This window comes from Aquirufa sp., assembly GCF_044239315.1.
Classification (GTDB): domain Bacteria; phylum Bacteroidota; class Bacteroidia; order Cytophagales; family Spirosomataceae; genus Aquirufa.
Window position 1 is genome coordinate 35,976 of the sequence record NZ_JBIIBQ010000014.1, and the last position, 19,402, is coordinate 55,377.

At 35.9% G+C, this 19,402-nt stretch carries 17 protein-coding genes; 12 read left to right on the top strand and 5 right to left on the bottom strand.

Annotated elements, in window-relative coordinates:
• Nucleotides 1–29: 29 nt before the first annotated feature.
• Complete coding sequence (locus ACILP5_RS06675; protein ID WP_395617880.1) at nt 30–809, bottom strand: DUF1080 domain-containing protein; 780 nt, start codon at nt 807–809, stop codon at nt 30–32.
• 132 nt (nt 810–941) lie between these two features.
• Here ACILP5_RS06675 and ACILP5_RS06680 point away from each other — a divergent pair, with 132 nt between their 5' ends.
• Complete coding sequence (locus ACILP5_RS06680) at nt 942–1,538, top strand: SOUL family heme-binding protein (RefSeq protein ID WP_395617881.1); 597 nt, start codon at nt 942–944, stop codon at nt 1,536–1,538.
• Between the two features lies 1 nt (nt 1,539).
• Here the strand turns inward: ACILP5_RS06680 and ACILP5_RS06685 are convergent, their stop codons facing one another.
• Complete coding sequence (locus ACILP5_RS06685; RefSeq protein ID WP_395617882.1) at nt 1,540–2,835, bottom strand: carboxypeptidase-like regulatory domain-containing protein; 1,296 nt, start codon at nt 2,833–2,835, stop codon at nt 1,540–1,542.
• Between the two features lie 158 nt (nt 2,836–2,993).
• The gene (locus ACILP5_RS06690) at nt 2,994–4,340 is read right to left on the bottom strand and encodes a Gfo/Idh/MocA family protein (protein WP_395617883.1); all 1,347 of its coding nucleotides are present in this window, start codon (nt 4,338–4,340) and stop codon (nt 2,994–2,996) included.
• Nucleotides 4,341–4,571: 231 nt separating this feature from the next.
• Between ACILP5_RS06690 and ACILP5_RS06695 the strand changes: the two genes are divergently transcribed.
• The 9 genes from ACILP5_RS06695 (at nt 4,572) to ACILP5_RS06735 (ending at nt 13,424) form a co-directional block, all read left to right on the top strand.
• Nucleotides 4,572–4,802: a hypothetical protein gene (locus ACILP5_RS06695; RefSeq protein ID WP_395617884.1), complete on the top strand. Its 231-nt coding sequence runs from the start codon at nt 4,572–4,574 to the stop codon at nt 4,800–4,802.
• The gene (locus ACILP5_RS06700; protein WP_395617885.1) at nt 4,792–5,127 is read left to right on the top strand and encodes a type II toxin-antitoxin system PemK/MazF family toxin; all 336 of its coding nucleotides are present in this window, start codon (nt 4,792–4,794) and stop codon (nt 5,125–5,127) included. Before ACILP5_RS06695 ends, ACILP5_RS06700 begins: the two co-directional genes overlap by 11 nt.
• 522 nt (nt 5,128–5,649) lie before the next feature.
• On the top strand, nt 5,650–5,820 hold the full coding sequence (locus ACILP5_RS06705; RefSeq protein WP_395617886.1) for a hypothetical protein: 171 nt from the start codon (nt 5,650–5,652) through the stop codon (nt 5,818–5,820).
• Nucleotides 5,821–5,925: 105 nt separating this feature from the next.
• The gene (locus ACILP5_RS06710; protein ID WP_395617887.1) at nt 5,926–6,330 is read left to right on the top strand and encodes a (deoxy)nucleoside triphosphate pyrophosphohydrolase; all 405 of its coding nucleotides are present in this window, start codon (nt 5,926–5,928) and stop codon (nt 6,328–6,330) included.
• A complete protein-coding gene (locus ACILP5_RS06715) occupies nt 6,323–9,223 on the top strand; it encodes a DUF3427 domain-containing protein (protein WP_395617888.1) in 2,901 nt (966 codons plus the stop codon). The genes ACILP5_RS06710 and ACILP5_RS06715 overlap by 8 nt, the downstream gene beginning before the upstream one ends.
• A gap of 241 nt (nt 9,224–9,464) precedes the next feature.
• Nucleotides 9,465–10,679, top strand: a complete 1,215-nt coding sequence (locus ACILP5_RS06720; protein ID WP_395617889.1) for a tyrosine-type recombinase/integrase — start codon at nt 9,465–9,467, stop codon at nt 10,677–10,679.
• Nucleotides 10,680–10,982: 303 nt separating this feature from the next.
• Entirely contained in the window at nt 10,983–11,210 is a 228-nt protein-coding gene (locus ACILP5_RS06725) for a helix-turn-helix domain-containing protein (protein WP_395617890.1), read from the top strand.
• 6 nt (nt 11,211–11,216) lie between these two features.
• Nucleotides 11,217–12,626, top strand: a complete 1,410-nt coding sequence (locus tag ACILP5_RS06730; RefSeq protein WP_395617891.1) for a DUF3987 domain-containing protein — start codon at nt 11,217–11,219, stop codon at nt 12,624–12,626.
• A 132-nt stretch (nt 12,627–12,758) separates the two neighbouring features.
• Complete coding sequence (locus ACILP5_RS06735) at nt 12,759–13,424, top strand: hypothetical protein (RefSeq protein ID WP_395617892.1); 666 nt, start codon at nt 12,759–12,761, stop codon at nt 13,422–13,424.
• Nucleotides 13,425–13,479: 55 nt separating this feature from the next.
• Here ACILP5_RS06735 and ACILP5_RS06740 read toward each other — a convergent pair whose 3' ends face one another.
• Nucleotides 13,480–14,055 carry an RNA polymerase sigma factor gene (locus ACILP5_RS06740; protein WP_395617893.1) on the bottom strand — a complete coding sequence of 192 codons (576 nt, stop codon included), beginning with the start codon at nt 14,053–14,055 and terminating at the stop codon, nt 13,480–13,482.
• A gap of 132 nt (nt 14,056–14,187) precedes the next feature.
• Here ACILP5_RS06740 and ACILP5_RS06745 point away from each other — a divergent pair, with 132 nt between their 5' ends.
• Entirely contained in the window at nt 14,188–15,045 is an 858-nt protein-coding gene (locus tag ACILP5_RS06745; RefSeq protein WP_395617894.1) for an AraC family transcriptional regulator, read from the top strand.
• Between the two features lie 28 nt (nt 15,046–15,073).
• On the opposite strand, the gene ACILP5_RS06750 is transcribed toward ACILP5_RS06745, so the two are convergent.
• The gene (locus tag ACILP5_RS06750) at nt 15,074–16,171 is read right to left on the bottom strand and encodes a LacI family DNA-binding transcriptional regulator (RefSeq protein ID WP_395617895.1); all 1,098 of its coding nucleotides are present in this window, start codon (nt 16,169–16,171) and stop codon (nt 15,074–15,076) included.
• A 133-nt stretch (nt 16,172–16,304) separates the two neighbouring features.
• Between ACILP5_RS06750 and ACILP5_RS06755 the strand changes: the two genes are divergently transcribed.
• Nucleotides 16,305–19,379: a SusC/RagA family TonB-linked outer membrane protein gene (locus tag ACILP5_RS06755; protein ID WP_395617896.1), complete on the top strand. Its 3,075-nt coding sequence runs from the start codon at nt 16,305–16,307 to the stop codon at nt 19,377–19,379.
• The last annotated feature ends 23 nt before the right edge of the window (nt 19,380–19,402 follow it).

Genomic DNA, 19,402 nt, shown 5'->3' on the forward strand with positions numbered 1-19,402 from the left:
GTAAGCCTAGGCTATTTTTAAACATCAGTCTATTCTTTCGATAAATCCAGAAGTTCGATGTTTCGGAAGTCAATCTCTTGGCCTTCGCTTTGGAGGGCAATAAATCCACTTTTCAGTAATTTGCCATCGATTTTAAGTGCGGGGTTGTAGCGATTAGCTACGCCGCCGCCTATTTGCGGTTGGGTATATTCTAACACTGTTTTTCCGTTGATCTTATGGGTAACAAGGGAGTCTCCGCGAACGATTAATTCTGCCGTAATCCACCGTTCATTTTCATAGGTTTCCGAGCTTGAATTGATGCAATGGCGGGGATCGATTTTGCCATTAAACACCACGTCGGTGCCAGGTGAACACATATTTCCGGTGGGTCTTGGTTTGCCATCTGCTAAAACACCTAAGAATTGCATTTCGACTGAAATAGGCCAGTCTTGCTCTTTCGGCATGGTATGTGGGTCTTGGGAATGAAACATCACGCCTGAATTTCTCTCGGTATAAATAGGCGCATCTTTTCGCCAAAGCCCTGTAAAGCGATATTGCAACCGAAGGATATAATTAGAGAAAGGTTTGTTAAAATATAAGTGCCCGTAGCGTTCATTAAACTGATCGTATTGGTCGTAGCGCACTTTGATGATGCCGTCCTCAGCTCGAAAGGTGTTTCCGTAATTATCGCCCACCTCGTGGTGGTGGATTTTAACGGTCCAATTTTTCAGATTTTTACCGTTGAAAAGTTGAATCCATTTTTCTTTTTTTGGTTTTGCATCTGATAGAAATGCTAGGCTAAAAAGCGCGACAGTTAGGAATAGTTTCATCTAGAGGTATTTGATTTTATCACCCATTAAAGTAAGCGAAATACGGGTAAAAATGAAATTAAGTTGCTGAGTTTCTGAACTATTACCCAGACTTGTTAGTTAAGGTGAAATACGTGCTAAACTTATTCTATCATGAAAGCATTTTACATCGTTGGGGGCATCGCCCTTCTTTTCTTACTGGTGCAATCTTATAAATTAGTGAGCAGTAGTCTTACTACGGAGAGCCAAAAATACAGGCTCGTACACACGGAATCCCAATTTGAAATTCGCTTTTATCCAGCAGCTACTTTTGCTAAGATTTACAGTAAGGGAACTGATTATAAGTCGGTCGCGAGCAGTGGATTTAGAAAGTTAGCAGGCTATATTTTTGGAGGAAATGATCGAGGCCAAAGTATTGCCATGACTTCGCCTGTACGAATGGAAATGGGTTCACAAGGATCCACGATGAGTTTTGTGATGCCTGAGAAATACCAAGAATCAGATTTACCTAAGCCTAAAGATGCGGGTGTTCATATCGTGAAATCAAGCCCACAATATGTGGCTGCCATTAGTTTCGGTGGCTATGCAGATGATGAGACGATAAGAGAAAAGCGGGATGTGTTGTTGAAGTCATTGCAAGACAAAGGCATTAAAGTAGTGGGCGAATATACTTTTCTAGGATATAATGCCCCTTATCAGTTTTGGAGTAGAAAAAATGAGGTGGTTATTCCTATCGAATGGAAGGAGTAAATTAATCTACTGCCCCCTCGTTCAAGGCCTTCTTTTGAATTTTTCTGATAGCCTGCTCAATCGATTTTTCGGGTTCGATGATGTTGTATATACCCCAAAAATCAGGGTCAGCTAAATTCGCCACTTTATCAGACATGATAACGTTAGTGGTCAATTCCTGTGTTTTTGGGACCTCTTTGAGGTCCTGTTTTTTCCAATCGGTCATAGCCATTTCGATGGAGGTGGTGTAGACGGTGTTGAATATGCGTTTGGCCCAATTCAATTTAAAGGTCAAATCCCCACGCGAATAGGCGAAAATCCATTTGTCATTTTCTTGTCGGTAATTAATTTGGTAGCTGACCTCTGTTGGATAAATGTCAAGACTATTCGGTTTTTTGCGCGTAAATAGAAGCCCTGCCTTGATTTTATCCTCCACATTGAGGGAGAAAGTAGCGCTTACGACTGCAAGACTTTTCGCATCGATGAATAATTTACCGTAGTAGAGCGGGTTTTCGTAGCTTGATTTTTGTTTGAAGGCTAAAACCAACACTTGTTTGTCATTTATTTGGGTGCTTTCCTCTAAACTGAAATCGTATATTTCTAAGGCATCATTTGAGAAAATGAAGCTGGGATATTTGATTAAATCGATATATAAGACGGAAAAAGGGCCTCCCTGTAATTTAAAATTTACCGTGTCTAGTTTAGTGTAATCCGTGTTTTTTCGACCCTTGAAAAGACTGATTTGGTCTGGCAAACCATTCATGAAGGGCTGCTTTTGAATATTAAGTATAGATTCAGAAAGGGAAACGTAGGTACGTCGTTTGCGAATGGTTTCTCGATAAAACCCTGTCATTTGGAGTGGGTCATCTCTATAATTTTTTAAGCGATTGTTTAGTACCCCTAAAAATAGCGAATTCGCATCTGAGGTGTTTACAACCACTTCATTGAGCATCGTATTGCTCGATTCTAAATACACTACGTTTTTGTCTGGCTTTAATTCTTTGATGGAAACAGTCTTGTTTCTGTAGCCTAAAAAGGAAACAATGAGACTTGCATTCTGCTTTTCAGTAGGAATTTTAATGGAGAATTTCCCCTCACTATTGCTGATGGTAGAGATGCTTGTTCCTGCAACAGTGATCGTCGCATAGATGAGTTCATTCTTTGTTTTACTATCTAGAATAGATCCTTTGAATTGATTGAACGAACTGGAATCCGGAATGGAGTAGCTAGAGGAATGGGCTTCTGATTGCATTTGAGCAAGCAGGAGGAATAATAATCCCAAAAATGCTCGAAAATAGACGTGCAGGTTAGTTTTCATATCTCTAGGACTCCATTATTTTTCGTGAATATATCAAATAAAACAGCTTATTGATAGATTTTGTTTAAAAGTAGTAATTAAATAATGCCGTGCCAGCTTATAAAAAAACCACCTTAGACGAGGTGGTTTTTCGTATTGACTTATTAAGAGCGAGTATTTTATAATTTAGGCTCCCAACCCTTCTCGTATTCACGGCCCCAAAGCTTCATTCCCTCCTTATCTAAAATATGGCCATCCGTCGGATTAACTGAGAATGATTTCCCGATCCGGTACGAGATGTTCGCATAGTGACACATCATTTGGCTGATAGCGCCTTCTTCGATAGGGGAGTTTAATTTAGTCTCCGTTCCGCGAATGACATTGAAGAAATTCGCCACATGTGTATCGGTCATATCACCACCGCCACCTAAGGTATTGCCAGCTTCGCTGCCGCTCGATTTGTTGTCTTTGATTTTTTTGCCGTTGCGATCAAAAAGCGTGTAGCCCTCTCTATTCACAAAAACAGAACCTTCGCTTCCATAAATAATGGTTCCACGATCGCTTCCGTAGGTTTTATAACCTGAACGGCTTTTGCCATCCCATTGGATGATTTTGTTTTCAGGGAAACGGAAAGTCGCCTCCATGGTGTCGTACATTTCCCAGCCGTCATTTTTGAAATGACGTTTTGCTGCTTCTACTTCTACCTTCTCTGGATATTTTACTTGTAGCGCCCAACGAGCTACGTCTAATTCATGGGTCGCATTATTGCCGGTCTCTGCAGTTCCCCAATTCCAACCATACCAGTGCCAGTTATAGTCCCAGGTTTCAGACGTGTATTCCTGATGGGGCGCAGGACCTTGCCATAATTCCCAATCCAATCCTTCTGGAATAGGGGCCTTTTTTTGATGTGGAACTTCTCCACGTTGGTTCGAATAGAAGGCAAGCGCTTTGTATACTTCCCCAATGCTACCCTTGTGTATCTCCGAAATGATTTCTTGTGATTCTTTAGAGGAGCGCTGCTGGTTCCCCATTTGGACTACTTTACCGTATTTTTTTTGAAATGCGACAAGTAGCTCACCCTCTCTCGGATTCTGACTACATGGTTTTTCAATATAAACGTGCTTTCCAGCTTGCATTGCCATCCAGGTTCCAGGTGCATGCCAGTGGTCTGGGGTCGCATTGAAGATCGCATCTACACTTTTATCATTCCAAACCTCATGAATATCATTCACCAAAGTCGCTTTTCCGCTCACCTTTCCTTGTAAATCACGGCCTACCTTTTCGCGTTGCTTTTTCATCACATCGCAGATGTAAGCCACATCCACATTATTCTTTTTATCTTTCAAAGCATCATAATAGGCGCCTACCCGACGACCACAACCCATTAGGGCTACATTTAACCGGTCATTTGCCCCTAGAATCCGGGAATAACTTTTTGCACTGAAGGCATTGTGGATATTGCCTAAGCTAATACCAGCGGCACCTAAGGCAACCTGTTGGATGAATTTTCTGCGATTATTCTTCATTATATGATGTTAAATAGGTTTTCGTAAAAAAGTAATATTTCTAAAGTTATAAAAATTCAGTTAAAAATTTAATTGTAGGATTTTTTGAATTGAAACTAGGAATTTAATTTTTATGGTTGATAATCTTGCCAAATTAGGTCGGTTGCTTTTCGTTCTTGACGGCTAGATTAAATTATCTTATTTGAATGCTTTTACCTTGCAGTATATACTTTTAATATATACCTTAGCCCCATGAAAATATTATCCTTAAAACTGGACGATGAAATCTTCGACGAGGCTGAAGAAATCACAAGTGCGCTGAAGGTGGCGAGAAATCGGTATATCAATGAAGCGGTTAGTATTTACAATCGAGTGAATAAGAAACGATTGCTTAAGACACAACTAGCCAAAGAATCAGCTTTAACTAGCCTAGATTCCCTGGACATTCTTCATGAGTTCGAAAAGCTGATCGATGAAAATTAATCAATACGACATTTGGTTAGCTGACCTAAATCCAAGCCGTGGCACAGAACCGGGGAAGACTCGCCCTGTGGTGGTCATACAGACGGACCTATTAAATGACACGCATCTCTCCACTATTATTTGTCCCATTTCGACTAATGTAATCCCAGATGCTGACATCTTGCGAGTGCATTTGAAGATGCATCAGCTGGATAAATTGAGTGATGTTTTAGTGGACCAAATCCGTTCCATCGATAACAAAAGACTCATCAGCAAACTGGGCGAGTTGACTAAAGAACAACGAGAGAAGTTAAAAGAGAATTTACGGATTGTGCTGGATGTGTAAATGAATGAACCATATTTATTTCGAAGTGCTGGAACTCGTTTTAGTCAGAATTACACCTAGTATATGAAAAATTTACTTTACTTATTTATCGCTCTTCTCCTTTTAGCCTGCGATCTGCAACCCATTGATTATTCGAAGAAAACGAGGAGGTCTTCCTTTACGCGATCGAGCGTAACTCAGACTGGTAGATTAAGAAAAGCCCACGCCAGAAAAGGCGTGAGCACTTCTAAACGAGCATTTAAGAATCGAATTAATTCCAAGAGTTATTATAACCGGAATAAGAACCGGAGGAAGTTGAGAAAGGGCGATTAGGCTCTTTAACTATGCGTGAAAAGTTGTCTTTTTTCACACTTTTTCACGGTTAGTTGTTAAATTGAGTTTTAGCTTGTTATGATATTCCAGAAATGGTTAATAACATATTTGATATTGAAATCCCCTATCTTTTAATTATCATCAAAATGATGGTTATCTTTTAATCCTTGATACTGACGCTGCTTTGAATCTTTTAAATAAATACAAATTATGAAAAAGAAAGAAATTTTAAATGACTTGGAATTGTATGTTGACCCTACTCCATTAACAAAGGATGAAGAGGTCGGTCTAAGTTTTTTTATTAGACAGCTTAAAGAAAAAATGGAGGAAACCTCTAAGTCCATCAAACAAAATTCACGAAGTAAGGCCGATCAAATCTAGGATTATATACCCAACATTCAACATCAATAATACACCTCTTACTCCGCCTTTAACTCTGGCATTTCTAAATTTTATCTGTAAATTGATTTTATTTCAAATTATCTCATGAAGCATTATTTCGTATCAGCTGCTATCATTCTAGTTAATGATGAAATTCTTTGCTTTCAAAGAGGTCCCAGTAAATTCGATTACGTATCCCACAAATATGAATTTCCGGGAGGTAAAATAGAGGAGGGTGAGTCCCCTGAAAAGGCGTTAGTTCGTGAGATAAAAGAAGAACTCAATCTAGAAATTAGCCGACTAGATTTTTTCCAAACTGTTGAACATCAATATCCCGATTTCAAAATAACGATGCATGCTTTCAAATGCATTACGAATAATTTCGAAGAAATTCAGTTGAATGAACATTTGAACTTTAAACAATTAGCTAATACTGAATTGTCAAATCTTGACTGGGCAGCAGCAGATATTCCATTTGTTGAAAAACTTATTTCAGAATCAAATGGCTGAGTTGAATGATGAATTTTATGATAATATCAAATCGGGATTTATAGAGAAATCTATCGATTCATCAGGTGAATTTATTCCTCGCTTATTAACGAATGAAAAGTCAGAAGGGGTTAAAGTTCTTTCTAATATAATTGCCGAATTAAATACGTGTGAAGAGTTTTGGTTTTCAGTCGCATTTTTGACTAACGGAGGTTTGCAGACCTTGGTAAATACATTCAAGGAATTACAAAATCATCAGATTAAGGGAAAAATTCTCGTTTCTCAATACCTTAATTTCACTCAGCCCGAAGCTCTAAAAAGATTATTGAAATTCGAAAACATTGAACTCCGAATAAATACAAATGAAAACTTTCATTCGAAAGGCTACTTATTTAAAAAGGGAGGATATTACAATCTAATTGTTGGATCTAGTAACCTAACAGCTAGTGCTTTAAGTACTAATAAAGAGCTAAATCTAAAGGTGTCTGCGAAAAATGAAAGCTATATAATTCAAAAAGCATTGCTTGAATTTTCAACTGATTTCAAAAATTCCTCTATCGTTGATCTTGAATACATTAATCAATATCAATTAGAATACGAAAATGGAAAGAGATTTCAATCAGAGTATTTGTTTAAACAGATTGAAATTAACCCTGGCGGGACTAAGATTATTACCCCCAACTTGATGCAAGTAGAGGCTTTAGCTAATCTCAAAAAGCTAAGAGAAGAAGGTAAAAATAAAGCTTTATTAATCTCTGCGACTGGAACAGGTAAGACCTATTTGTCTGCATTTGACGCTAAAGAATTTAATCCCAAACGATTGCTTTTCGTAGTGCATCGGGCCAATATTGCGCAAGCTGCCATGGAAACCTTTATTCGTGTTTTTGGAATTCAAAAAGAAATGGGGTTCTATTCTGGTTCAAGAAAGGAAGTAGAAAAAGACTTTATCTTTTCTACGATTCAAACTATTTCGAGAGATGAACATTTAAATGTATTTCCGAGAGATCATTTTGATTATGTCATTGTTGACGAATCGCACCGTGCAGGTGCTGATTCATATCAAAAAATTGTCAACTATTTCAATCCAAGGTTCTTGCTTGGAATGACGGCTACACCAGAAAGAACTGACGGATTCGATGTTTTCTCGCTTTACGATCATAATATAGCCTATGAAATTCGTTTGCAGAAAGCCTTAGAGATTGAAATTCTATCTCCATTCCATTATTTTGGAGTAACAGATTTGACCATTAATGGACAGGAAGTTGAAGAGAAATCAGATTTTAATTTATTGACATCTAATGAACGTGTTAATCGAATAATCAAGCAATCTCAATTTTACAGTTGCGATGATGGTAATATTAGAGGTTTAGTTTTTTGTTCCAAAGTTGAAGAAGCTAATGAATTATCTATTCAATTTACTAAGCGAGGATTTAGATCCATTGCCTTGTCAGGAGACAGTTCAGAAGACCAAAGAAATGAGGCAATTGATAGGTTGGAGTCAGATGATTCATCTGATAAAATAGACTACATATTTACAAGAGATATCTTCAATGAAGGAATTGATATACCTCGTGTTAACCAGGTGATAATGCTTCGTCCTACACAGTCGGCTATCATTTTTGTGCAGCAATTAGGTAGAGGTTTAAGAAAAGCTGAGGGAAAGGAGTATTTAACTGTAATAGATTTTATTGGGAATTATACGAATAATTTTTTGATACCAATTGCACTCTTTGGGGATACCTCTTACAATAAGGATAATCTTCGTAAGCTAATTGCAGGAGGTAGTAATCAGATTCCAGGTACTTCTACCATCAATTTTGACAAAATATCGAAGGAGAAAATATATGCAGCAATCGACCAATCGAACTTTTCTCTGAAAAAGGACTTAATTAAGGATTACGATTTGTTGAAATATAAAATTGGTTATAATCCTATGATGATGGATTTCTTGCAACATGGTTCGAGGGATCCTTTTTTGTATGTTGAATATGCTGGTTCCTATTTTCAATTTGTTTCTTCTATTGAACCCGATTTAGCCGGAAAGTTAACCGCTGATCAGTTGTCTATTTTGAAGCTTTATTCTACCGAAGTTAATAATGCCAAACGTGTAGAGGAATCGGAATTACTTTATATTCTTTTAACAAAAGGTGAGGTTAAAATTTCGGAATTTGTAAAGCTTATTTATGGTAAATATGGCTTTGTACCTACCATAGAAACGATGGTTTCTGTCATTTCAAATTTGAATTTCTATTTCATAAATAAACGTAATTCGATTAAGGAATTAGGTTCAAAAGATCTCGTAGAACAAAATGGAGACTTGATCTCAAGTTCCGGATTCTTTAATCAGCAATTAAAAAATACCACTTTTCACCGTTATTTATTGGATAGCGTATATTATGGAATTTCGAGGTTTGACAAGACTTTTGAGCTCAGTAAATATTTGGATGGATTTTTATTACACCATAAGTATTCACGGAAAGACATTTGTCGAATTTTGAATTGGGATAAAAATGAAGAATCTACTATGTATGGCTATAGCATTAAATACAATACATGTCCGATTTTTGTAAATTATCACAAGGAAGAGAATATCGCTGCTTCGACAAAATTTGAGGACAAATTCATCAACAATAGTCATTTTCAATGGTTTTCAAAGCCTAGGAGAAACATGGATAGTAAGGATGTTTCAGCGATTAAAAATCATAATAATAGCCTCAGATTATCCTTATTTATAAAGAAAAGTAACGGCGAAGGGAGTGATTTTTATTACATGGGTGATGTTAAGCCTATAGATGAATCTTTTGAGATAACTACAATTTTAGATGATCATGGCAAAAGTGTGTCTGTTGTGAAAGTAATTTTCAAATTGAATCATCCAGTGGAGGATTCACTCTTTGATTACTTAACCAAGTAGTAAACTAAATTCGATTGTTACACTATTGTTACACCTCTGCCGTAAAATAAAAAAAACCACCTCGTTTGAGGTGGTTTCTGTGGTCCCACTAGTACTATTATTATTTCACTTGTTTTCTTAGAATTTCTTTTTAAATACTCTATATTGATAAATATAGATATATTTGTTGTGCAACCAAAAGACTTGTAAAGTAGTTATTCGACATAAAACCTGTACCTATACCTGTACCTTTTCTAATTTCATGGCAACAATTCGAGCAGTACTCAAGAAAAATAAGATTAAAGCAAGTGGATTAATTCCGATATATTTAAGGATAATTGAAGGAGAAAAAAATACGTTTAAATCAACGGGTATTGATGTTCGTCTTGACGAGTGGGATGAGAAGAATGCTAAGGTTCGATCGAAGCATCCAAACTCGGTAAGGATGAACCATTTGATTGCTAAAAAAATTAGTGAACTGGAAGACTTAAGAATCCAGCTTGACGGAAAAGGTGGATTGGGTAGAGAAGTCAAAGCACTTTCAAACAAGAAAGCAAAAGATCAAAAACTGAGTTTTAGCAAATTTTTTAAAGAGTACGTGGATCAACAAAAAATCGATAAGAAGTTTGGTACTCATAAGAAAGTAGAATCGGTGCTAAAAAAGTTTAATGATTACAACAAGCAAAGCGACGTACCGTTTTCAATCTTTACATTAGAATACCTCAAAGAATATGAGAATTACTTAAGGGGTTTAGGCAATACAACAAATACCATACATGCGAATCTGAAGGTTTTTCGAATGCTATTCAATAAAGCTTGCCAGTTGGAAATTATTCCTATACAAAATAATCCATTCAATAAACATAAGTTAAAAACTGAGAAGGTGGAAAAGTCGTTTCTCACCCAAACCGAGGTAGATGCAATTGATCAAGTAAAGCTAACCGCTGGCTCTAAAATGGAAGCACACAAGGACATGTTTGTATTTGCATGTTATGCTGGCGGTATTAGAATTTCAGATTTGCTTCAATTACGAATTGAACGATATGATCAAACAACCAAAGTGATAAGTTTCTTTGTACACAAAACTAAGAATAACCACACAATTAAATTACCTAAGAAAGCTGTCGAAATACTTGAGCGTTATATTTCTCATGGAAAGAATAGTGGGTATATATTTGGCCTATTAGATGAATCTGTTTTCAATGCGTCTGCGGATTTATTGCTCACTAAAATATCATCCGCGACAGCTTATGCCAACAAGAATCTAAAAACGGTTGTAGACCTAGCGGGTATTGAAAAACCAATAAGTTTCCATTCGAGTAGACATACCTTTGGAACACTTGCTGTAAAAAAGGGGATAGGCATTCAAATGGTTTCGAAAATCATGGTACATTCCAATCTAACTACTACCCTAGGCTATTCTAAAATTGTAGACGCCCAGATGTGGTCAGAGATGGACAAGATGGACGGTGAATAAACGAATTTTGATACACTGTTTTTTATCATTTTTCACTAAAATCACCAGATTTTCTTTTATTACCCTTAGCTAACAAAATACCTGCTAAAGGTTAATGCTATATTATGCAGAATATTTCGTGTATTACCCAATAATTGCTTGATTGGCAATTAAATACATTATTTATTTGTATCAGAATTTTAGCGACAGAGGTTGAAAATGCAGGAATTCTGCGTCGACTGTAAGTAAACCTGACGCAGCTGTCGAAAGCTTCAATTTACGTTCCTCATCTGGGACTTTTTTTAAACTACATAGCAACTTATTATGCAAAAACATAGCGAAAAAATCGCTAGGGACGAGTACGTCCTTACGAATTCGTGTTGTGAAAAGATTTACAACACAAATGAATTGGCAAACCTACTTAAGGTTTCAACGCGCACGGTACAACGATGGAGAGATTATGGAATAATCAAATTCTCCGCAGTTGGTTCAAAGTTCTATTATTTCCACACAGATGTTGTGGGAATGTTAAACTCAAATTCAATAAACTAATCAATTATGTCAAATACAATAATTTCGAATCAAGGGGGCAAGGCCCCTTTTGGTTCAAACCTACAAACAAATATTGAGTCGCGACATAGCGACATAGCGACATCCCTTAATTTGGATCAAATAACTCAAGACTTGCCTTCCACGCTAAGGCAATGTATTAATTTGTTGGATACATATGAGGAACGTAAAATTGCTACATATGCTGTAATAACACTAGCAGGCTCTCTTATGCCTAATGTTGAAATAAATTACGACGGTTCAGTTAATTACCCACAATTGATGTTGTTAATATCATATCCACCGGCTAGTGGAAAAGGTAAGCTAAATCACATGTTAGAGCTCATTAGTTCAATTGATTTGGAAATCAATGAGCAATCACTTCGAGAGGCTAGAAAGTATAAATCGGATTATGATTTTTACAAATCAAATTTAAAGAAAGGAGATAGAAAAGAGCAGCCAGTTAAGCCCAATCTTCCTTTGTACCTAATCCCAGGAAACACAACTTCATCTAAGTTAATGCAACAGTTAGCTGAAAATGGGGAATCTCAAGTTGGCTTAATATTTGAAACTGAAACAGATGCCTTAGCCAATATGCTAGGTTCAACACATGGAATAGACAATTCGATGATGCTTCGAAAGGTATTTCATCACGAATCTATCTCTCAAATGCGAAAAACGAACAATGAACATTTAATGGTGGCAAAACCGAAGCTTGCTATTATAGTTAGCGGTACACCATCACAAATACCTAAATTATTTTCAAGTAATAGCGATGGGTTGTTTTCGCGTTTTATGATCGTAAGCGGCAGTAGTCCTATCGTGTGGAAAGATGTTAAGCCATCGGTCGGTACACTACCCTTGAGTCTGCAGTTTAAAGGATTAAGCTCAAATTTCTATTTAATGTGGCAACATCATGCTTCTCACAAATCACTAAATATCATATTTTCTGAATCTCAATGGAAAAGGATAAATGATCAAGGTGATTATTTGCAATCCATTTGTCTCGAAGAAGGAGGTGAAAACGCAGTTAGCATATCAAGAAGGCACATGAATATGATGGCCAGAATTGCGAGTATTTTAACAGCTGTAAGACATTACGAATCAAGAAGCTCTGAAATAGAAGTAGAATGCAATACGGCTGATTTCAATATCGCGTTGGATTTAAGTGAATATTCGTTTTACCAAGCTTTGGAATTGTTTAAAGTGCTTCCTGGCGAAGTTACAAAACAACCCAAAAGAGCTATGGAATTCTATTATAAGCTTCCAGATATAGTTTTTACAACATATCAGATTCAAGATATCATTTTAGAAATGAACGTTCAAATCAGAATGATACAGCGATATATAAGGGAATTGATAAACATGGGATACCTAATTGAGATATCGAAGAATAGATACAAAAAAATCAAAAAATGACTGTGACGCTGTGTCGTGTATGTCGCCGAATCGGATTAACGATCTCTCAATTAGACCATGGGTGATTGAACAATCCATTATTATTTACTATTTTATTAACGCTAACACAATTAGCAATAAATATTTACCGTAATGACCAATTTTAAAATTTTATCGAAAATTTTAGGCTCACAATACTTCGAGCAATTAATGATAGATGAAAAAGCAATCAACCGCACATTAAATGCGCGTGATTTAAATTTCATCTTTGAACCCAATATAAAATACTTCGAAATAAAAAAGAATGTAGAAGATATGGTTTTGTCAACAATGAAGCATATCCAAGATCCGATATCATCAAAGGATCAACTAAGGAAAATAACGCATAGTTTGTTTTATGCCGACGAAAATCAGGATAATCAGATTGATTATTTATACAAATATCACTTTAACGCGATTTACGCAACGTTATTTCAACAATTAACGATTGCGGAAGATTTTGTTGCTAGGGAAGCTGAATGCCATGCTGCACTTGATTTATTTGATGAAAAAATCAAACAATATGATTGCAGAGAAAATTGGCTGGCTAAATATCTTGACTTGTTTGAAAAGGTAATTCAAGAGGAAAATGATCAGCGATTTGATCATAATCGGGATACAAAACTCTACAGTATAACCAAACTGAAAATTTTACTATCAGAAGACATGTTAATTCAAAGGCAAAAATTCAAGTGTAAATATGTTCAGCTAGCTAAAGAACTAAATAAGCAGTACCGGAACTATTATGTTGACGGCGTTAGATATTTTGATGATTATTGACAATATGGGGCTTCGGCCCCATTATTGTTTGCCTTTAATTCATTAGCTAAATATTTCATGCCCAGTTAAGTACTAAGCTATTTGTTGACTTAAGCTTATTAATGCACCTATAAATCATGTTGTATACTGTTTGACGAGCAAGCTGGTGCTCCTGCATAATTTCTTCAACTGATTTTTCATGAACAAATCGCTCAGTAAACAGGAATCGTTCTCTCTTGGTTAATAAGCTAAGTTGGTGTTCATAGATCGTCTTCCTATGAAAATCAACTTCGGATTCGATAATTGATGACAATGCGTTTGATGGATCAATAAATTCCAAACATTCTGCTTCATGTTCATAAGAAAGAGTATCAAATTTTATTTTTTTCTTTATGGCATGGATCATATGATTCTTGATACTTCTCTTCAGGTAATAGTCCAATGTGTTTTCCACTGTAAGTCGCTCTTTGGACTTCCATAACGCGATAAAGATATCTTGATAAGCGTCTTTGACATCATCCTCCTGATTCGGGAATAAGGATCTGCCATAACCGATCATCCGCTTATGATAGTGTTGATATAAGATTTGGAAAGAACTAGTATCCCCCAATTTGAATTGCTGAATGTAAAAAGACTCTTGTGCCGCAGTCATAGTTTGATGGTAGGTAAATATGAAATAACACACCAAAATTAGACGTAATGAGAAAGTGAAATTTGCCAAATCTTAGCAATTTATGATGATATATTATTGATATTAATTTACATTTGGTAAAAATCATTCAATATGAAACCAATATTCAAAAAGGTTGAATCAAACTCGGAGGAAGCTTTTGTAGCAAGAATTGATCAATTTTCCCAATTCTACAACAAGTGGCATTTTCACCCGGAGTTAGAATTAACGCATATTGTTAAAGGTAGAGGAACACGTTTTGTGGGAGATAACATTGAGTTTTTCCAGGAGGGAGATCTTATTCTGGTGGGGTCTAATTTGCCACATGTTTGGAAAAATCAGAATGAGGAATCAGAGCTTGCGGTTGCGCAAGTTATTCAGTTTTTACCAGCGTTCATTGGGGATGAATTATTGCGCAAAGTTGAATTTAGGAACATACAAAATCTGTTAGCTAGGTCTGCTTATGGCCTTAAAATTGAGGGTGCCACAAAAGTTCAATCGTTAGAATACTTGGATTTACTGTTTAATGCTAGTAGTCCGTTGGATCGGTTGATGATGCTCGTGAAGATGCTGGATCTTTTGGGCTCTTCGACGGAGCTTAATCCCATGTCTAAAAGTTTGTTTTCGGTGAAGGCTGATAAGCAACATACGGATCGCTTAAATCAGGTGATTGATTTCACGATAAGCAATTTTGCAGCGAAGATTGTACTTGAGGATGTTGCGTCGATGTCGAATATGTCGGTCTCCAATTTTTGCAAATACTTTAAAGCGAGAATGAAGAAAACCTATGTGCAATACTTGACGGAGGTGCGCATTGGGATGTCCTGTAAAATGTTAATAGATGACAAATTATCTGTACATCAAATTGCTTATGAGTCAGGTTTTATTAATATCTCAAATTTCAATCGTGCTTTTAGGCTAATAAAACAGATGACTCCTCTTCATTATCGAAAGAGATATCTTCTTAATTAATTGAGATTATGTTAATAAGGAGATGAAATTAATATATATAGATTAAGCTGTCATCAACAGCCTTTTGGCCTAAATATTGATTTGGGTCAACTTTATTGTTTTTCCCTAATTCAATTCTTTGGCTTGATTTTCTTATAATCAATTCATTTGATAATGTCTCTGTTCTGGGTTTAAACTTATTATTATCCTCAATCTCCTTTATGCACATTTGTGCAGCCATAGTACCCATTTCAAATCCTTTTTGTCCCAAACCTGTAACGGATGGTTCAAGTAAAGCAAGCAAAGGGTCGCAACTGAATGCCGCTAAACCAAAATTGCTTCCTAAATTAAGGCCCATTCTTTTTGCCTCTGAGTAGATGGCCATGGTTATTTGATCGCTTGTTGCAAAAATGGCATCAGGTTTTTCTTTTAAACTCATTACTTTTTGAAATCCTATTCTTCCTTCTTGATAACTCATGCCGGATGTTATGATCAAATCATCATCTTTGTCGATATTGTATTTATCAAGTGCTTGCAAATATCCTAGAATTCGATTTCTGCACACACCTAAATGATCACCACCAGTAATTATTGCGATGCGTTTATATCCAGATTTGATAAGATGTTCAGTTTGAGCAAATGCGGTTGCTTCATCATTCATAATTACTTTGTGACCCGCAACTTTTTCCGCAACTCTTTCAAAAAATACTAAGGGAATTTCATGCTGTTTAAATGCCTTAAAATGATCAAATTTTTTGGTTTCTTGTGACAAGCAAACAAGCAATCCATCTACTTGGCCAACTAAGGAATCAGTATGCATAATTTCTCTTTGATAACTTTCATTTGTCTTAGCAATCAAAAGATGAAAACCTTTTCTAAAGGCCACTTCCTCTATTCCATTTAATACGGACATATTGAAGTGATGTAAAATTTCAGGAATTATCACCCCTATAACCTTTGTTTTTCGTTCTTTGAGATTTTGTGCTGTAATGTTTGCTTTATAGTTCATCTTTTTAGCCATTTTGATAACTTTTTCAGTTACGGCTTCGCTAATGTCTGAATGATTTCTAAGGGCCCTTGACACAGTTGATGCTGATATTTTTAGCGCCTCTGCAATGTCGTAAATCGTAGTATTATTTTTCTTCATTCTGTGTATGTTAAATTAAAAATTACACCCGTTTTCTCTCAATTATTCTTCAAGATATAAAAAATATTTTATGCAACCGATTGCGGTTTCGATTGCATAAAAAAAAATATTTTTTATTGTAAAAATTGCTTCTATGTTTGGAAAAATAAAAGTTAAACCATTTCACAATATTTTAATTACTATGAAAACAATGTACAAATGTTTTTTGCTTCTAATATTGTTTTGTTTTGTTGGAGGCAATACGATTTATGCATATTCAAAAAATAAAATTGAATATGTAGCAGATTTGCAAGTAACGGGTAAGGTTGTATCCGCTCAAAGCAAACTACCATTGATGGGTGTTAGTATAACTGAGAAGGGAACATCCAGAGGTACAGCAACGAATGCTAATGGAGAGTTCTCTATCAATGTAGCAAACGCTAAATCAATTTTGGTCTTTTCTTTTGTTGGTTACTCTACGCAAGAAGTTATTGTTGGAAACCGAAGTCAACTAAATATTAGTTTGACCGAAGATGACAAAGCTCTAGACGAAGTGGTTGTAATTGGCTACGGCTCTCAAAAGAAAAGTGATTTAACAGGATCAGTTGCATCGATTAAGAGTAGAGATCTTGTTACTCAAGTGGCGATTAATCCAGTTCAAAGTTTGTCTGGAAGGGCAGCCGGAGTTCAAGTCGTTCAAAATTCTGGAGAGCCTGGTTCAAACATCAGCGTTAGAATTAGAGGGGGCAATTCAATTTTGGGAAATAACGAGCCTTTATATGTATTAGATGGTTTCCCATTAGCAGGTTCGCCTTCATCATTATCACCTAATGATGTTGAATCAATCGAAGTATTAAAAGATGCATCTGCGACTGCTATTTATGGTTCTCGTGGAGCAAACGGTGTAGTACTTATTACAACAAAAAAAGGAAAAAATGGACAAAGTAAAGTTGAATTTGATAGTTATTATGGAGTTCAAGAAGCAGCCAAAACAATTGATATGTTAAATGCAAAGGAATTTGCCCAGTTAGCAAATTTGAGAGCAGCAAATGATGGAGATAAAGCTTTTTTTACCACTGAACAAATTAATTCATTTGGCGAAGGTACTAATTGGCAAAATGAAGTTCTTCGTAAAGCAATTGTACAAAATCATGTAATCACTATTTCTGGAGGAAATGAAAAAACACAATATTCGCTTTCTGGAAATTACTTTAATCAAGAAGGTATTTTAGTGGGTTCTAATTTTTGGAGAGGTCAAGTTAGAACTAATTTACAGCATCGTATTAATAATATATTTTCTGTTTCATTCAGTAGCGTCTTAAACAGAACCCAACGCAATTCCTTAAATAGCGACAATACCGTACGCGGACAAGGGGTACTGTCAGGAGCATTAATTGCGCCACCGACCCTCTCACCTTTAAATGCAAACGGCGAATATAACTCAATTAGCTCCTATGCATTTAGTCCAGACGTTGCAGAAAATCCATTGGCAATGGGCTTGGAAAGAAAGCAGTTAGGGACAAATAATGGCGTTTTGGCAAATTTAGGGTTAACTGCTAAAATCTTACCAGATTTGGTATTTACAAGTACAGCTGGCATAGAAAACATAACAAATAGATCAGATTTTTATTCCCCAACCATTTTAAAGTTATCTGCAACAGGGGTAGCCTCAACAAGTAATTCCGAATTAACAAGTGTCGTTAATGAGAATTTTTTGACTTATAATAAGATATTTGGTGAATCACATAAATTAACGGCATTAACTGGTTTAACTTATCAAAATACGATGAATAGTGGAGTTACTGCTAGTTCAACAGGTTTTTTAAACAACGTTTTATCAAATTATAATTTACAGTCTGGTAGTGGACCAGGAATACCTACTTCATTTTTAACTGAGTTTTCAATCTTGTCTTATTTAGGCAGATTAAATTATTCATATAATGATAAATATTTAGTGACTTTTAGTGCAAGAACGGATGGCTCATCTAGATTTGGACGTGAAAATCGCTGGGGTTATTTCCCTTCTGGAGCCATTGCCTGGAGAGTAAGTGAAGAGGACTTTTTGAAAAACAGCAAAGTTATTTCAGATTTAAAATTTAGGGCTGGCTGGGGAATTACTGGAAGTACAGCAGTTAATCCATATCAATCACTCCAAACGCTTAATAGTACTCAAACAGTGTTTGATAGAAAATTATTCATAGGTTTTGCTCCAAGCCCGATTCAGCCTAATTCTGCTTTAAAGTGGGAAACAACTACTCAATATAATGTTGGAGTAGATGCAAGCTTTTTAAATAACCGTTTTCAATTTAGCATAGATTTATATGACAAGATAACTTCTGATTTATTGGCTAATGTGAATTTACCAACATCAACAGGATATACAACAGTAACATTAAATGCTGGTAAAATTCAAAACAAAGGTATTGAGTTGGCAGCAGGGGCTAAAATTTTAGATGGTAATTTCAAATGGGATGTTGATGGAAATATATCATTTAATAGAAGTGAAGTTTTAGAGTTAAACAAAGGCACTGATATTCTCAGCGCTCCAAGTACAAACCCGTTTTTAGTTTCTGCGAGTTTGAACAGGGTAGGCCAACCAATGAATGCATTTTTTGGTTTTGTTGAAAATGGTTTGGACGGTAATGGAAATATCAGATATGTTGATCAAGACGGAAACAACACAATCAATGATCGAGACAGAGTAATTATTGGTGATCCTAATCCTGATTATATCTTTGGATTTAATTCTCGTATGTCATTTAAAAACTTTGAGTTGACAGCTTTTATAAGTGGAGTTCAAGGAAATCAGATATTAAATTTTAACAAAAAGGATGTAGCTGATGGTTTTGCTTTTGGAATTAATCAGATAAGAGACGTATTAGGAAATTATTGGACAAAAGAAAATCCAAATCCTAATGCCAGATATCCTCGAATTAGTAAAACTACAACATACAGGTTATCAGACAGATATGTCGAAGACGGATCGTTTATCAGGCTTCGCAATGTGCAGCTAGCTTATAACCTTCCTACAAGTAAAATTGGAATTAAAAGTTTAGGCTCAGCTCAAATTTATTTAGCCGGTCAAAATTTGTTTACAATTACTAATTATTCTTGGTATGACCCTGAGGTAAACACACAAGGAGGGGGTAATTCTACATCTCAAGGATTTGACACTTTTGGCTTTCCTGTTTCTAGGATGTTTACGGCTGGTGTGAGACTTGGTTTTTAATGTTTTAACAATTTAAAGGAATA

Excerpts from the sequence above, each read along its gene's own strand:
- ACILP5_RS06700 (WP_395617885.1), top strand. The coding sequence starts at position 4,792 with ATGAAAATTAATCAATACGACATTTGGTTAGCTGACCTAAATCCAAGC.
- ACILP5_RS06755 (WP_395617896.1), top strand. The coding sequence starts at position 16,305 with ATGTTTGGAAAAATAAAAGTTAAACCATTTCACAATATTTTAATTACT.
- ACILP5_RS06720 (WP_395617889.1), top strand. The coding sequence starts at position 9,465 with ATGGCAACAATTCGAGCAGTACTCAAGAAAAATAAGATTAAAGCAAGT.
- ACILP5_RS06685 (WP_395617882.1), bottom strand. The coding sequence starts at position 2,835 with ATGAAAACTAACCTGCACGTCTATTTTCGAGCATTTTTGGGATTATTA.
- ACILP5_RS06735 (WP_395617892.1), top strand. The coding sequence starts at position 12,759 with ATGACCAATTTTAAAATTTTATCGAAAATTTTAGGCTCACAATACTTC.
- ACILP5_RS06680 (WP_395617881.1), top strand. The coding sequence starts at position 942 with ATGAAAGCATTTTACATCGTTGGGGGCATCGCCCTTCTTTTCTTACTG.
- ACILP5_RS06675 (WP_395617880.1), bottom strand. The coding sequence starts at position 809 with ATGAAACTATTCCTAACTGTCGCGCTTTTTAGCCTAGCATTTCTATCA.
- ACILP5_RS06725 (WP_395617890.1), top strand. The coding sequence starts at position 10,983 with ATGCAAAAACATAGCGAAAAAATCGCTAGGGACGAGTACGTCCTTACG.
- ACILP5_RS06690 (WP_395617883.1), bottom strand. The coding sequence starts at position 4,340 with ATGAAGAATAATCGCAGAAAATTCATCCAACAGGTTGCCTTAGGTGCC.
- ACILP5_RS06695 (WP_395617884.1), top strand. The coding sequence starts at position 4,572 with ATGAAAATATTATCCTTAAAACTGGACGATGAAATCTTCGACGAGGCT.
- ACILP5_RS06705 (WP_395617886.1), top strand. The coding sequence starts at position 5,650 with ATGAAAAAGAAAGAAATTTTAAATGACTTGGAATTGTATGTTGACCCT.
- ACILP5_RS06710 (WP_395617887.1), top strand. The coding sequence starts at position 5,926 with ATGAAGCATTATTTCGTATCAGCTGCTATCATTCTAGTTAATGATGAA.
- ACILP5_RS06750 (WP_395617895.1), bottom strand. The coding sequence starts at position 16,171 with ATGAAGAAAAATAATACTACGATTTACGACATTGCAGAGGCGCTAAAA.
- ACILP5_RS06730 (WP_395617891.1), top strand. The coding sequence starts at position 11,217 with ATGTCAAATACAATAATTTCGAATCAAGGGGGCAAGGCCCCTTTTGGT.
- ACILP5_RS06745 (WP_395617894.1), top strand. The coding sequence starts at position 14,188 with ATGAAACCAATATTCAAAAAGGTTGAATCAAACTCGGAGGAAGCTTTT.
- ACILP5_RS06740 (WP_395617893.1), bottom strand. The coding sequence starts at position 14,055 with ATGACTGCGGCACAAGAGTCTTTTTACATTCAGCAATTCAAATTGGGG.
- ACILP5_RS06715 (WP_395617888.1), top strand. The coding sequence starts at position 6,323 with ATGGCTGAGTTGAATGATGAATTTTATGATAATATCAAATCGGGATTT.